The organism is Streptomyces rimosus subsp. rimosus (assembly GCF_000720725.1).
GTDB lineage: Bacteria > Actinomycetota > Actinomycetes > Streptomycetales > Streptomycetaceae > Streptomyces > Streptomyces rimosus_A.
In genome coordinates, this window is record NZ_JOCQ01000079.1 from 1 (window position 1) to 15,114 (window position 15,114).

The window sequence follows — 15,114 nt, forward strand, 5'->3', positions numbered from 1 at the left end:
CCCCCCGCCCCCGCTCCGGCGCCTCGACCCTGCGGCTCGGCAGCCCGCGCCCCCGGCTGCGTCTGGTCTCCCTCGCGCTGGCGCTGATCCTGCTGATCTTCGTGGTCCGGCTGTTCCAGGTGCAGGCCGTGGACGCCGGCGCGTACGCCGCCAAGGCCAACGTCAACCGCTACGTCCCGGTCAAGCTGGCCGCCGAGCGCGGCGCGATCACCGACCGGGACGGCGTGGACCTGGCGACCACGGTGGACGCGTACGACATCACCGCCGACCCCAGCCTGCTCGCGCCCGACAAGATCAAGATCGCGGACGCCCCGCAGCAGGCCGCCGCGCTGCTCGCGCCGGTCCTCGGCGAGGACCGGGCCGTGCTGGCCAAGAAGCTCGCCACGCCCGGTTCCCGTTACGTACGGCTGGCCCGGCAGCGGACCCCGCAGGTCTGGAAGCAGATCAAGGACCTGCGCAAGGCGCTGGACGCCAAGGCGGCCAAGGCGGCCAAGGCATCCAAGAGCAAGCCGCACCCCAATGTGCTGGTCGGGATCTTCGCGGACAAGCACAGCAAGCGCGTCTACCCGAACAAGGACCTGGCCTCCGGGGTGCTCGGCTTCGTGAACAGCGAGGGCCGGGGCGGCGGGGGGCTGGAGGCCCGGCTCGACAAGCAGCTGGCGGGCAAGGACGGCAAGCTGGTCTACGCCCAGTCCGGCGGCCGCCGGGTCCCCACCGCGGACACCCAGGAGCACCCGGCCGTCCCGGGCACCGACATAGAGCTGACCCTGGACCGCGACATCCAGTGGATGGCCCAGCAGGCCATCACCAAGCAGGTCGCCGAGTCGCAGGCCGACCGGGGCTACGTCGTCGTACAGGACACGAAGACCGGCGAGATCCTGGCCCTGGCCAACGCCCCCGGCTTCGACCCCAACGACATCTCCAAGGCCGACCCGGACGCGCTCGGCAACGCCGCCCTCACCGACGCCTTCGAGCCCGGCTCCACCAGCAAGCTGATGTCGATGGCCGCCGTCCTGGAGGAGGGCGCGGCGACCCCCGCCACGCGCGTGACCGTGCCCAACCGGCTGCACCGCGGCGACCGCAACTTCGCGGACGACATCGACCACCCCACCTGGCACCTGACGCTCAACGGCGTCCTGGCCAAGTCCAGCAACATCGGCACCATCCTGGCCACCGAACAGCTCGGCAAGACCCGTAAGGAGGCCAACCAGGTGCTCTACTCCTACCTGCGCAAGTTCGGGATCGGGAAGCCCACCGGGCTCGGCTTCCCGGGCGAGACCGCGGGCCTGCTGGCCCCGCCGCTGAAGTGGAGCACCTCGCAGCAGTTCACGATCCCCTTCGGGCAGGGGCTGTCGCTCAACGCCGTCCAGGCCGCTTCGGTCTACTCGACCATCGCCAACGGCGGCGAGCGCATCGCCCCCACGCTCGTACGGGGCAGTACGGGCCCGGACGGCCGGTACCAGGCCGCGCCGGAGCCGGGGAAGACCCGGGTGGTCAGCGAGAAGACCGCCAGAACCCTGGCGACCATGCTCGAATCGGTGGTCGACGACAAGGAGGGCACCGGCGCCAAGGCGAAGATCGACGGGTACCGCGTCGGCGGCAAGACCGGCACGTCCAACCGGGTGGACCCCAAGACCGGCCGCTACCACGGCTACACCGCCTCCTTCGCCGGGTTCGCGCCCGCCGACCAGCCCCGTATCACCGTCTACTGCGCCGTCCAGAACCCGACGAAGGGCAGCTACTTCGGCGGCCAGGTGTGCGGCCCGATCTACCAGCAGGTCATGGAGTTCGCGCTCAAGACGCTCCAGGTCCCGCCGAGCGGCGCCCAGCCCCCGCGCCTGCCCGTCACCTTCAAGCCAGGCGAATGAAAACGAGGCAGCACCGCCGTGACGACCATCACCCCCGACCCCGGGAACCGCTCCGGGACGCGGCCCTCACTTCGCCCCGAGGGCGCCGCGCCCGGTACGCTCACCGCCGTGTCACACGCTGATCAGTCCCACAACGCCCAGAAGGACGCCTCCGGGAAATTCCCGGGAGCGCCCCGCCCAGAGCGGGTCCGCCCCACCCCCCTCGCGGACCTCGCCGAGCAGTTGGGCACCTCGGTGCCGGCCGCGGCCGACGCCGCCGTCACCGGCATCACCCATGACTCCCGGGCCGTGCGGCCCGGTGACGTCTACGCCGCGCTGCCCGGTGCCCGCTTCCACGGCGCCGACTTCGCGAACCAGGCGGCCGATCTCGGCGCCGCGGCGGTCCTGACCGACCCGGCGGGCCGCGAGCGCGCCGCCGCCACCGGCCTGCCCGTCCTGGTCGTGGACGAGCCGCGGGCCCGGATGGGCGCGCTCGCCGTCTCGATCTACGGGGACCCGGGCCGGGACCTCCTCCAGATCGGCATCACCGGCACCTCCGGCAAGACCACCACCGCGTACCTGATCGACGGCGGCCTGCGGGCCGCGGCGGAGAAGTCCGGCGGCGGGAGGACCGGCCTGATCGGCACGGTCGAGTCCCGGATCGGTGACGAGCGCCTGAAGTCCGAGCGCACCACCCCCGAGGCCACCGACCTCCAGGCGCTGTTCGCCGTCATGCGCGAGCGCGACGTGCGGTCGGTGACCATGGAGGTCTCCAGCCACGCGCTGGTCCTCGGCCGCGTCGACGGCTGCGTCTTCGACGTCGCGATCTTCAACAACCTCAGCCCGGAGCACATGGAGTTCCACTCCGGGATGGAGGACTACTTCCAGGCCAAGGCCCAGCTGTTCTCCAAGGCCCGCAGCAAGGCCGGCGTGGTCAACATCGACGACGAGTACGGCAAGCGGCTGGCCGCCGGCGAGTCCGAGGTGCCGGTCACCACGTTCTCCGCCGAGGGCCACCCGGACGCCGACTGGCGCGCCGCCGACGTCGAGGTCGGCGCGCTCGGCTCCACCTTCACCGTGCTGGGCCCCGACGGCGTGTCCGTACGGGCCGCCTCGCCCATCCCGGGCCCCTTCAACGTCGCCAACGCGCTGGCCGCCATCACGGCCCTGGCCGTGGCCGGCGTGGACCCGCAGACCGCCGCCGACGGCGTCGCCGCGGTGCCCGGCGTCCCCGGCCGCCTGGAGCGCGTGGACGCGGGCCAGAAGTACCTGGCGGTCGTCGACTACGCCCACAAGACCGACGCGGTCGAATCGGTCCTGCGCGCCCTGCGCAAGGTCACCGAGGGCCGTATCCACGCCGTGCTGGGCTGCGGCGGCGACCGCGACCCGCACAAGCGCAAGCCGATGGGCGCGGCGGTCGCCCGCCTCGCCGACACCGCCGTACTGACCTCCGACAACCCCCGAGGCGAGGACCCCCTCGCGATCCTCGCCACCATGCTCGCGGGCGCCGCCGAGGTGCCCGTCCACGAGCGCGGCACCGTGCTGGTCGAGGAGGAGCGGGCCGCCGCCATCGCGGCCGCCGTCGCCCGCGCCGAGCCCGGCGACACCGTGATCGTCGCGGGCAAGGGCCACGAGCAGGGCCAGGACATCGCCGGAGTGGTCCGCTCCTTCGACGACCGTCAGGTGCTGCGCCGGGCCATCGAGGCTTCGTTGAACTCGCAGCAGCCGAACCACCAGGGATGACACACCGCCATGCGCGCAAAACCCTTCGAACGGCACTTCCTGCCCACGGCCGGGGGTGAGAAGTGATCTCCCTGTCCCTCGCCGAGATCGCGAGCATCGTCGGCGGGCAGCAGCACGACATACCGGACCCGGACGCCCGGGTCACCGGCCCCGTCGTGTTCGACTCCCGTGAGGTCCGCCCCGGCAGCCTCTTCGCGGCCTTCGCCGGCGAGCGCGTGGACGGCCACGACTACGCCGGGCGCGCCGTCGAGGCGGGCGCCGCGGCGGTCCTGGCCACCCGCCCCGTCGGCGTCCCCGCGATCGTCGTGGACGACGTGGTCGCCGCCCTCGGCGCGCTGGCCCGCACCGTCGTCGGCCGCCTGGGCACCAATGTCGTCGGGCTGACCGGCTCGGCCGGCAAGACCAGCACCAAGGACCTGATCGGCCAGCTGCTCTCGCGCAGCGGGCCGACCGTGTGCCCGGTGGGCAACCTCAACAACGAGATCGGGCTGCCGGTGACCGCGCTGCGCGCGGACACCGACACCAAGTACCTCGTCCTGGAGATGGGCGCCCGCGGCATCGGCCACATCCGCTACCTGGCGGAGCTGACCCCGCCGCGGATCGGCGTGGTGCTCAACGTCGGCTCCGCGCACATCGGCGAGTTCGGCGGCCGTGAGCAGATCGCCCAGGCCAAGGGCGAGCTGGTCGAGGTGCTGCCCACCGCCGACGAGGGCGGCATCGCCGTGCTGAACGCGGACGATCCGTACGTACGGGCCATGGCCTCCCGCACGAAGGCCCGCACGGTCTTCTTCGGCGAGTCCGCGGACGCCGCCGTACGTGCCGAGAATGTCCGGCTCACGGCGCTCGGACAGCCCTCCTTCACGCTTCACACACCCTCCGGGTGCAGCGACGTGACCATGCGGCTGTACGGTGAGCACCACGTGTCGAACGCGCTTGCCGCGGCCGCCGTCGCCCATGAGTTGGGCATGCCCGTGGACGAGATCGCCGCCGCGCTCTCCGAAGCCGGCACGCTCTCCCGCTGGCGCATGGAGGTCACCGAGCGCGCGGACGGTGTGACGGTCGTCAACGACGCCTACAACGCGAACCCGGAATCGACGCGGGCCGCGCTTCGCGCGCTCGTGGCGATGGGCGAAGCCTCCAAGGCAACGGGAGGCCGTACGTGGGCGGTGCTCGGTGAGATGGCCGAGCTCGGCGGGGAGTCACTCGCCGAACACGACGCGGTCGGGCGCCTGGTCGTCCGGCTCAACGTCAGCAAGCTCGTGGCGGTCGGCGGCAGGGAAGCGGCCTGGCTCGACATGGGCGCCAAGAACGAGGGTTCGTGGGGTGAGGAGTCGGTGCACGTGTCCGACGCGCAGGCGGCTATCGACCTGTTGCGCAGCGAGCTGCGTCCGGGTGACGTCGTGCTGGTGAAGGCGTCCCGGTCGGTCGGCCTGGAACGGGTCGCCGCGGCATTGCTGGACGACGACGGTGTCGAGGGCGGGGCCGCCACCCGATGAAGCAGATCCTCTTCTCCGGAATGATCGGACTCTTCCTGACGCTGATCGGCACCCCGCTGCTGATCAAGCTGCTGGCCAGGAAGGGCTACGGGCAGTTCATCCGTGACGACGGCCCGCGCGACCACCACAGCAAGCGCGGTACGCCCACCATGGGCGGCATCGCCTTCATCCTGGCCACGCTCATCGCGTACGCGCTGACCAAGGTCATCACGAGCAGCAACCCCACCTTCTCCGGTGTGCTGGTGCTGTTCCTGATGGCCGGCATGGGCCTGGTGGGCTTCCTCGACGACTACATCAAGATCGTCAAGCAGCGTTCGCTGGGCCTGCGGGCCAAGGCCAAGATGGCCGGCCAGCTGATCGTCGGCATCGCCTTCGCGGTGCTCTCGCTGCAGTTCGCCGACATGCGCGGCCAGACCCCGGCCTCCGACCGGCTGTCCTTCACCCAGGACTTCGGCTGGCAGATCGGCCCGGTGCTCTTCGTCATCTGGGCGCTGTTCATGATCCTGGCGATGTCCAACGGGGTGAACCTCACCGACGGCCTGGACGGCCTGGCCACCGGCGCCTCGGTGATGGTCTTCGGCGCGTACACCTTCATCGGCATCTGGCAGTACCAGGAGTCCTGCGCCAACGCGATCAGCGCCGGACCCGCCTGCTACGAGGTCCGGGACCCGCTCGACCTGGCGGTCGTCGCCTCCGCCCTGATGGGCTCGTGCTTCGGCTTCCTGTGGTGGAACACCTCACCCGCCAAGATCTTCATGGGAGACACCGGCTCGCTGGCCCTGGGCGGCGCGCTGGCCGGCCTGGCCATCTGCTCCCGTACGGAGCTGCTGATGGCCGTCCTCGGCGGCCTGTTCGTCCTGATCACCATGTCGGTGGTCATCCAGGTCGGGTCCTTCCGCCTCACCGGCAAGCGGGTCTTCCGGATGGCGCCGCTCCAGCACCACTTCGAATTGAAGGGGTGGTCCGAAGTCCTTGTCGTGGTCCGGTTCTGGATCATCCAGGGCATGTGCGTGATCGTCGGTCTGGGCATCTTCTACGGCGGCTGGCAGGCCGCCAAGTGAGCGCGCTCGACCTCGCCGGACAGCACGTGACCGTGGCCGGCCTCGGCGTGAGCGGCGTTCCCGCCGCCCGCGCCCTGGCCGGCCTCGGCGCCGTCGTCACCGTCGTCAACGGCAGCGCCGGCGAGCGGGAGCGGGCCCAGGCCGCGCCCCTGGAGGAGCTGGGGATCACCGTCCGCCTCGGCGACGGCGACACTCTCCCCGAGGGCACCGACCTCGTCGTCACCACCCCCGGCTGGAAGCCCACCAGCCCGCTCTTCCAGGCCGCCGAGGCGGCCGGCGTCCCCGTATGGGGCGACGTGGAGCTGGCCTGGCGGATGCGCGGCCCGGACTCTCCGCCCTGGCTCGCGGTCACCGGCACCAACGGCAAGACCACGACCGTACGGATGCTCGCCGCCATCCTGGAGGCCGAGGGGCTGCGGACGGCCGCCGTCGGCAACATCGGCGTGCCCCTGGTGGACGTGGTGCTCTCCGACGAGCCGTATGACGTCCTCGCCGTCGAGCTCTCCAGCTACCAGCTGCACTGGGCGCCCTCCGTGCGCGCCCACTCCGCCACCGTCCTCAACCTGGCCCCGGACCACCTCGACTGGCACGGCTCCATGGAGGCGTACGCCGCCGACAAGGGCCGCATCTACGAGGGCAACACCGTGGCCTGCGTCTACAACGTCGCCGACAAGGCCACCGAGGACCTGGTGCGCGAGGCCGACGTGGAGGAGGGCTGCCGCGCCATCGGCTTCACCCTCGGCACCCCGGGCCCCTCCCAGCTCGGCGTCGTCGAGGGCATCCTCGTCGACCGCGCCTTCGTCGAGAACCGGCACCAGCAGGCGCAGGAACTCGCCGAGGTCTCGGACGTGACGCCCGCGGCCCCGCACAACATCGCCAACGCGCTCGCCGCGGCGGCCCTGGCCCGCGCCTTCGGCGTGAGCCCCCGGGCCGTACGGGACGGCCTGCGCGCCTTCCACCCGGACGCGCACCGCATCGAGCACGTCGCGGACATCGACGGGGTCGCGTACGTGGACGACTCCAAGGCCACCAACACCCACGCGACCGAGGCGTCGTTGGCGGCGTACGAGCACATCGTCTGGATCGCCGGCGGCCTGGCCAAGGGCGCCACCTTCGACGAGCTCGTGAAGAAGTCGGCCGGCCGGCTGCGCGGCGCGGTCCTCATCGGCGCCGACCGGGGGCTCATTCGGGAGGCCCTGGCGCGACACGCGCCGGATGTCCCGGTGGTCGACCTCGACCGGACCGACACTGGGGCGATGCCGGAAGCCGTCCGGGAAGCCGCGCGCCTGGCCCGGCCGGGCGATACCGTCCTGCTGGCCCCGGCCTGCGCCTCGATGGACATGTACCTGAACTACAACAAGCGGGGCGAAGCCTTCGCCGACGCGGTCCGCACGCTGGCCGCTCAGGAACAGTAGTCCGTACGTCCCCGCCGCCGTCGAGGACGCACGGCGCAGCGCACCTGTGGAGGGGACGACGATGACGGCCCGATCGGCGAAGGCGGCGCCGCCGCGCCCGGCCCGGCGCACCGGCCTCGGCCCGCGCCCGGCGCGCGCCGGCGGCCCCCGCGACCCGCGGGGGTCGTACACCCGGCTCAGACGGGCCTGGGACCGGCCGCTGACCGCCTACTACCTGGTGGTCGGCGGCAGTCTGCTGATCACCGTGCTCGGCCTGGTGATGGTCTACTCGGCCTCCCAGATCAAGGCGCTCCAGCTCGGGCTGGCGCCGACGTACTTCTTCCGCAAGCAGCTGCTCGCGGCGGTGCTCGGCGGCATCCTGATGCTGGTGGCGGCCCGGATGACGGTCCGGGTGCACCGGACGCTGGCCTATCCGCTGCTGGCCGTCTCGGTCTTCCTGATGACCCTGGTGCAGATCCCCGGGATAGGGGTCGCGGTCAACGGCAACCAGAACTGGATCAACCTGGGCGGCCCGCTCCAGATGCAGCCCAGCGAGTTCGGCAAGCTGGCCCTGGTCCTGTGGGGCGCCGACCTGCTGGCCCGCAAACAGGACAAGAAGCTGCTGGCGCAGTGGAAGCACCTGCTGGTGCCGCTGATCCCGGTGGCCTTCCTGCTGCTCGGCCTGATCATGCTCGGCGGCGACATGGGCACCGCGATCATCCTGACTGCGATCCTCTTCGGGCTGCTGTGGCTGGCCGGCGCCCCCACCCGGCTCTTCGTGGGCGTGCTCGGCGCGGCCACCGTCATAGGAGCGCTGCTGATCAAGACCAGCGCCAACCGGATGGCCCGGCTCGCCTGCATCGGCGCGACCGACCCCGGGCCGCAGGACCAGTGCTGGCAGGCCGTGCACGGCATCTACGCGCTGGCCTCCGGCGGCTTCTTCGGTTCGGGGCTCGGCGCCAGTATGGAAAAATGGGGTGAACTCCCTGAACCGCACACCGACTTCATCTTCGCCATCACCGGGGAGGAACTGGGGCTTGCGGGGACGCTGTCGGTGCTCGCCCTCTTCGCGGCTCTAGGCTATGCGGGTATCCGCGTGGCCGGACGCACGGAGGACCCCTTCGTGAGGTACGCAGCGGGAGGCGTGACCACCTGGATCACGGCCCAGGCCGTGATCAACATCGGTGCGGTGCTCGGTCTGTTGCCGATCGCCGGGGTCCCGCTGCCGCTGTTCTCCTTCGGGGGCTCCGCCCTGCTGCCGACGATGTTCGCCATCGGTCTGCTGATCGCCTTCGCGCGTGACGAGCCCGCTGCACGGGCGGCACTGGCCATGCGGCAGCCTGTTTTCGGCAGGAAACTGGCTGGGGTGAGACGGAAGACGATGAGACGGCGCGTCAAGAAGCGGCCGTCCGGAGAGCGGTGAATTTCGGTGCATGTCGTACTCGCCGGTGGGGGGACCGCCGGCCACATCGAGCCCGCGCTCGCCCTCGCGGACGCCCTGCGCAGGCAGGACCCGACCGTGGGGATCACGGCACTCGGCACGGAGAAGGGGCTGGAGACCCGGCTGGTGCCGGAGCGCGGTTATGAGCTGGGTCTGATCCCGGCCGTACCGCTGCCGCGCAAGCCCACGCCCGAACTGATCACCGTCCCCGGGCGGCTGCGCGGCACCATCAAGGCCGCCGAGCAGATCCTGGAGCGCACCAAGGCGGACTGCGTCGTCGGCTTCGGCGGCTATGTCGCGCTGCCCGGCTACCTGGCCGCCAAGCGGCGCGGGGTGCCGATCATCGTGCACGAGGCCAACGCCCGCCCCGGGCTAGCCAACAAGATCGGCTCGCGGTACGCCAAGTACGTCGCGGTCAGCACGCCGGAGAGCAAGCTGCGCGACGCCCGGTACGTGGGCATCCCGCTGCGCCGCTCCATCGCGACCCTGGACCGGGCCGCGGTCCGTCCCGAGGCGCGGGCCGCCTTCGGGCTCGACCCCAATCTGCCGACGCTGCTGGTCTCCGGCGGCTCGCAGGGCGCCCGGCGGCTCAACGAGGTCATCCAGGCCGCTGTGCCCGCGCTCCAGCGCTCCGGCATCCAGGTGCTGCACGCGGTCGGCCCGAAGAACGAAATGCCGCACGTGGACAACATGCCCGGCATGCCCCCGTACGTACCGGTACCGTACGTGGACCGGATGGACCTCGCGTACGCCGCGGCCGACATGATGCTCTGCCGCGCGGGCGCGATGACCGTCGCCGAGCTGTCCGCCGTCGGGCTGCCCGCCGCCTACGTCCCGCTGCCGATCGGCAACGGCGAACAGCGGCTGAACGCCCAGCCGGTGGTCAACGCCGGCGGCGGACTGCTGGTCGACGACGCGCAGCTGACGCCGGAGTGGGTGCAGAGCCAGGTGCTCCCGGTGCTCGCCGACCCGCACCGGCTGTACGAGATGTCCCGCGCGGCGTCCGAGTTCGGCCGCCGGGACGCGGACGAACTGCTGGTCGGCATGGTGTACGAGGCGGTCGCGGGCCGCTGACGGCAAGGTGCGGCGCCGCCCCGGGCGTACCCCGGGGCGGCGGCCGGAAGGAGAGGGAGCGTGGCCGGACCGACGACCGCCCGGCGCGGTGAGAAGAAGCCCGCGCGCTCCCGCCCGCCCGCTTCCGGGAAGTCCGGTGGCTCCGGCAGAGGGGGCGGAGGCAGGAATTCCGGAAAGCCGTCCGGTCCCCGGAAAGGCCGCCCGGAGCTGCGCGTCCGGTTCCGCGTTCCGTCCCGCCGTGTCCTGATCATCACACTGGCCGGCGCCGCGCTGCTGGCCGGCTTCGGCGCCTGGGCCCTGTACGGCTCCACCTGGCTGCGTACGGAACAGGTCAAAGCCACCGGTACCGAGGTTCTGACGGCGGATGAGGTCGTACGGGCCGCCGCGGTGCCGATGGGCATCCCCCTCGCCTCCGTGGACAAGGGAGCCATCGCCGAGCGGCTGCGGGCGAAACTCCCGCGCATCAAGTCCGTTGCGGTGTCGCGCTCCTGGCCGCACACGGTCAGCTTGAAAGTGACCGAAAGGCAGCCGGAACTCATTATTCAAACGGGCGGAAAGTTCGTCGAAGTGGACGCCGAAGGGATGCGTTTCGCCACGGTCGCCGCTGCCCCGAAGGGCGTTCCGCTTCTGGAAATGACCGTACGGGACAGCCCGAGCCTGAAGCGGTTCGGCGCCGACCGGCTCCGCGGCGCGGCCGCGACCGTCGTCACCGCCCTGCCCAAGGCGGTTCACCAGGACCTTCGTACCGTTCAGGTGCGTTCCTACGACGCCATCACGCTGAAGCTGACGGACGGCCGTACCGTCGTCTGGGGGAGCGCGGAACGCAGTACGGCCAAGGCCAAGGTGCTCACCGCCGCGCTGAAAGCGGCGCGTGACGCGCGCCACTTCGATGTGAGTGTGCCCACCGCTCCCGCGGTGTCCGGGAGTTGACGTCCGTACCCGCAGGCCAGCACCCTGGATGGCTACCACTATGGGTGATCACATAGGGTGAAAAGAAAAACGGGAGGTTCGGCGTGTTCGTTGAACGTGCGCCACTTGTCGACTTAGTGTCTCGTTCCAAAGAGTCCCAGGAACACAGGCACTGGTAACCCTAAACTTCAGCGTTAGGGTTCGGGTCGGCACAACGAACCGTCCCATCGGCATCAGTCGACGTCCGCACCCCGGTGCGGCGGCGACACGTAACTCGAGGCGAGAGGCCTTCGACGTGGCAGCACCGCAGAACTACCTCGCAGTCATCAAGGTCGTCGGCATCGGCGGCGGTGGCGTGAACGCCATCAACCGGATGATCGAGGTCGGGCTCAAGGGCGTCGAGTTCATCGCGATCAACACCGATGCACAGGCCCTGCTGATGAGCGACGCCGACGTCAAGCTCGACGTCGGCCGGGAACTCACCCGTGGCCTGGGCGCCGGCGCCAACCCCGATGTCGGCCGCAAGGCGGCCGAGGACCACCGCGAGGAGATCGAGGAGGTCCTCAAGGGGGCCGACATGGTCTTCGTGACCGCGGGAGAGGGCGGCGGCACCGGCACCGGCGGCGCGCCCGTCGTCGCCAACATCGCGCGTTCGCTGGGCGCCCTGACGATCGGTGTGGTCACCCGCCCGTTCACCTTCGAGGGCCGCCGGCGCGCGAACCAGGCCGAGGACGGCATCGCCGGCCTGCGCGACGAGGTCGACACCCTCATCGTGATCCCCAACGACCGACTGCTGTCCATCTCGGACCGCCAGGTGAGCGTGCTCGACGCGTTCAAGTCCGCGGACCAGGTACTGCTGTCGGGTGTCCAGGGCATCACCGACCTGATCACCACCCCCGGCCTGATCAACCTCGACTTCGCCGACGTCAAGTCCGTGATGTCCGAGGCGGGCTCGGCCCTGATGGGCATCGGCTCGGCGCGCGGCGACGACCGCGCGGTGGCCGCGGCGGAGATGGCGATCTCCTCGCCGCTGCTGGAAGCCTCCATCGACGGCGCCCGCGGCGTGCTGCTCTCCATCTCCGGCGGCTCCGACCTCGGTCTCTTCGAGATCAACGAGGCCGCGCAGCTGGTCAGCGAGGCGGCCCACCCCGAGGCGAACATCATCTTCGGCGCGGTCATCGACGACGCGCTCGGCGACGAGGTCCGGGTGACGGTCATCGCCGCGGGCTTCGACGGCGGCCAGCCGCCGGCCCGTCAGCAGACCGTGCTCGGCAGCCAGAACAGCGGCAAGCGCGAGGAGCCGGCCCCGGCCCCCAGCCGCCCGGCCCCGCAGGCCGAACCGCGGCCGTCCTCCTTCGGCGGCCTGGGCTCGGTGCCCGTACGGGACGAGGAGCCGGCCCCGGCCGACCCGTCCCCGCTGGGCGAGGTGCCGCCGCCCCCGGCCACCTCGCCGCAGGTTCCGCCGGCCCGTCCGTACTCGGACACCACGGCCGAGGAGCTGGACGTCCCCGACTTCCTGAAATAACCGAAGTCCCGACGTGATAGGGCAGCAGCACCCGGTGCTGACGAACGACACGAGCGGCGCGCACTTCGCCTTCACCGACCGGTGGGGCGGGGTGAGCGCCGCTCCGTATGCCGAGCTGAACCTCGGGGGAGCGGTCGGCGACGACCCGGAATCCGTACGGACCAACCGCGAACTGGCGGCCAAGGCGCTGGGCCTGGACCCGGCCGGGGTCGTGTGGATGAACCAGGTGCACGGCCGGGACGTGGCCGTGGTCGACGGACCGTGGCGCGACGGCGCGGAGATCCCGTGCGTCGACGCGGTGGTGACGGCCCGCCGGGGCCTGGCCCTCGCCGTCCTGACCGCCGACTGCACCCCGGTACTGCTGGCCGACCCGGTCGCCGGGGTCACCGGCGCCGCCCACGCGGGGCGTCCGGGCCTGGTGGCCGGGGTGGTCCCGGCGACCGTCGAGGCGATGACCGCGCTCGGCGCCGACCCGGGGCGCATCATCGCCCGTACCGGACCCGCGGTCTGCGGGCGCTGCTACGAGGTGCCCGAGGCGATGCGCGCCGAGGTCGCCGCGGTGGTGCCCGAAGCATGGGCCACCACCTCCCGGGGTACGCCCGCGGTGGACATGGCCGCCGGGGTCCGTGCCCAACTCGCCGCGCACGGCGTACGGGTGGGTGAACATTCCCACACCTGCACGCTGGAGTCGGCGGACCACTTCTCGTACCGGCGCGACCGCATCACCGGGCGGCTCGCGAGTTATGTATGGCTGGATGCTGAGCTGTGACGGATCGTAAGGCCGAACTGGCCGACAACCTGGCGCGCGTGGAGGAACGAATCTCCACCGCCTGTGCCAAAGCCGGTCGCGAGCGTGCGGACGTGACCCTCGTCGTGGTCACGAAGACCTACCCGGCGAGCGACGTCCGGCTGCTCGCGGAACTCGGCGTCCGCCATGTGGCGGAGAACCGCGACCAGGACGCGGCGCCGAAAGCCGCCGCGTGCTCGGATCTGGCCCTCAACTGGCACTTCGTCGGACAGCTGCAGACCAACAAAGTACGGTCTGTGGTCAATTACGCCGATGTCGTGCAGTCGGTCGACCGCGCGAAGCTGGCGACGGCGCTCTCGAAGGAAGCCGTACGGGCCGGCCGGGAGCTGGGCTGCCTGATCCAGGTGGCACTTGACGCCGAGTCGGGCGACAACGAGGGGGAGCTCGGCCGGCGCGGCGGGGTGACCCCGGCCGGGGTCGACGCCCTCGCCGACACGATCGCGAACGCCGAAGGCCTGCGCCTGGACGGTCTGATGACGGTGGCTCCGCTGGCCGGCCCGTTCGCGGGGCGCCGGCGGGCGGCTTTCGAGCGTTTGATGGAAATCTCATCCGGCCTGCGCGGGAACCATCCTGCTGCGAACATGGTGTCAGCAGGGATGAGCGCGGACCTTGAGGACGCCGTGGCCGCCGGGGCGACACATGTGCGCGTCGGCACCGCGGTACTCGGAGTCCGACCACGGCTCGGGTAACGTCGCCAAGCAAGTCGGACCACAGCACAAAATATGGTCATTGCCCCCAAAAGGAGGGCAGACCACGTGGATTCACGGCACCCGGTGACGGAGCCGATCCACCACAGAGCGGAGGACGCAGAGAATGGCCGGCGCGATGCGCAAGATGGCGGTCTACCTCGGCCTCGTGGAGGACGATGGGTACGACGGCCGGGGGTTCGACCCCGACGACGAGTTCGAGCCCGAGCTTGACCCGGAGCCCGATCGGGGACGGCGACAGCAGACCCAAGTACCCACCGAACCGCACCCGGAACGGGACGAACCGGTACGGGTCGCCCAGCCTCCTGCGCAGCGTGAGTCCGCACCGCCGGCCGCCGAAAGCGGACGACCCGCCCGAATCGCCCCCGTGGCGTCCATCACACCCGACCGTCCGAACCTGGAGAAGAACGCACCGGTGATCATGCCCAAGGTTGTGTCCGAGCGGGAGCCCTACCGCATCACCACGCTGCACCCCCGGACCTACAACGAAGCCCGTACCATCGGGGAACACTTCCGTGAGGGCACTCCGGTGATCATGAATCTCACGGAGATGGACGATACGGACGCGAAGCGACTTGTCGACTTTGCCGCCGGTCTGGTCTTCGGACTGCACGGCAGCATCGAGCGGGTGACGCAGAAGGTGTTCCTGTTGTCGCCTGCTAACGTCGATGTCACGGCGGAGGACAAGGCCCGCATCGCAGAGGGCGGGTTCTTCAACCAGAGCTGAGACGCAACACCGGGCACACCAGGCCGAAAGGCCCCAACACGACAGCAAGGCAAGGGGAGAGGGCAACGCGGATGAGCATTGCTGGGCAGGTGATCTACATCGCGTTGTACTGCTTCCTCATCGTGTTGATCTTCCGGCTGGTGATGGACTATGTCTTCCAGTTCGCCCGTTCATGGCAACCCGGCAAGCCAATGGTGGTCGTTCTGGAGGCCACCTACACTGTCACTGATCCGCCACTCAAGCTCTTGCGGCGGGTCATTCCGCCGCTGCGTCTCGGGGGCGTGGCGCTCGACCTGTCCTTCTTCGTATTGATGATCATCGTGTACATCCTGATCACCGTCGTGAGGTCGGTGTTGTTGGTGTGAACGATACGGTCTTGCCG

At 70.8% G+C, this 15,114-nt stretch carries 13 protein-coding genes; all 13 read left to right on the plus strand.

Annotation, left to right across the window (positions count from 1 at the left end; genetic code table 11):
* Positions 1–1,868 (plus strand): peptidoglycan D,D-transpeptidase FtsI family protein (locus IH45_RS0131085; protein ID WP_030676110.1); only part of this gene is annotated, 1,868 nt, incomplete at its 5' end.
* A gap of 18 nt (positions 1,869–1,886) precedes the next feature.
* A complete protein-coding gene (locus IH45_RS0131090) occupies positions 1,887–3,590 on the plus strand; it encodes a UDP-N-acetylmuramoyl-L-alanyl-D-glutamate--2,6-diaminopimelate ligase (RefSeq protein WP_030676112.1) in 1,704 nt (567 codons plus the stop codon).
* 62 nt (positions 3,591–3,652) lie between these two features.
* Positions 3,653–5,086, plus strand: coding sequence for a UDP-N-acetylmuramoyl-tripeptide--D-alanyl-D-alanine ligase (locus IH45_RS0131095; RefSeq protein ID WP_030676114.1), 1,434 nt, complete (start codon positions 3,653–3,655; stop codon positions 5,084–5,086).
* Positions 5,083–6,147, plus strand: a complete 1,065-nt coding sequence (gene mraY / locus IH45_RS0131100; protein WP_030676116.1) for a phospho-N-acetylmuramoyl-pentapeptide-transferase — start codon at positions 5,083–5,085, stop codon at positions 6,145–6,147. The genes IH45_RS0131095 and mraY overlap by 4 nt, the downstream gene beginning before the upstream one ends.
* Positions 6,144–7,562, plus strand: coding sequence for a UDP-N-acetylmuramoyl-L-alanine--D-glutamate ligase (murD, locus tag IH45_RS0131105; RefSeq protein WP_030676118.1), 1,419 nt, complete (start codon positions 6,144–6,146; stop codon positions 7,560–7,562). The genes mraY and murD overlap by 4 nt, the downstream gene beginning before the upstream one ends.
* A 61-nt stretch (positions 7,563–7,623) precedes the next feature.
* Complete coding sequence (gene ftsW / locus IH45_RS0131110; RefSeq protein ID WP_030676120.1) at positions 7,624–8,964, plus strand: putative lipid II flippase FtsW; 1,341 nt, start codon at positions 7,624–7,626, stop codon at positions 8,962–8,964.
* A gap of 6 nt (positions 8,965–8,970) precedes the next feature.
* Positions 8,971–10,056, plus strand: coding sequence for an undecaprenyldiphospho-muramoylpentapeptide beta-N-acetylglucosaminyltransferase (gene murG, locus IH45_RS0131115; RefSeq protein WP_030676123.1), 1,086 nt, complete (start codon positions 8,971–8,973; stop codon positions 10,054–10,056).
* Between the two features lie 60 nt (positions 10,057–10,116).
* Positions 10,117–10,986, plus strand: a complete 870-nt coding sequence (locus IH45_RS0131120; RefSeq protein ID WP_030676125.1) for a cell division protein FtsQ/DivIB — start codon at positions 10,117–10,119, stop codon at positions 10,984–10,986.
* A 274-nt stretch (positions 10,987–11,260) separates the two neighbouring features.
* Entirely contained in the window at positions 11,261–12,490 is a 1,230-nt protein-coding gene (gene ftsZ, locus IH45_RS0131125) for a cell division protein FtsZ (protein WP_030676127.1), read from the plus strand.
* Positions 12,491–12,503: 13 nt separating this feature from the next.
* Positions 12,504–13,259, plus strand: coding sequence for a peptidoglycan editing factor PgeF (gene pgeF, locus IH45_RS0131130; protein WP_030676129.1), 756 nt, complete (start codon positions 12,504–12,506; stop codon positions 13,257–13,259).
* Positions 13,256–13,987, plus strand: coding sequence for a YggS family pyridoxal phosphate-dependent enzyme (locus IH45_RS0131135; protein WP_030676132.1), 732 nt, complete (start codon positions 13,256–13,258; stop codon positions 13,985–13,987). Before pgeF ends, IH45_RS0131135 begins: the two co-directional genes overlap by 4 nt.
* Positions 13,988–14,111: 124 nt before the next feature.
* Positions 14,112–14,732 carry a cell division protein SepF gene (gene sepF / locus IH45_RS0131140; protein ID WP_030676135.1) on the plus strand — a complete coding sequence of 207 codons (621 nt, stop codon included), beginning with the start codon at positions 14,112–14,114 and terminating at the stop codon, positions 14,730–14,732.
* A 71-nt stretch (positions 14,733–14,803) separates the two neighbouring features.
* The gene (locus tag IH45_RS0131145; RefSeq protein WP_030676138.1) at positions 14,804–15,097 is read left to right on the plus strand and encodes a YggT family protein; all 294 of its coding nucleotides are present in this window, start codon (positions 14,804–14,806) and stop codon (positions 15,095–15,097) included.
* Positions 15,098–15,114 lie beyond the last annotated feature (17 nt).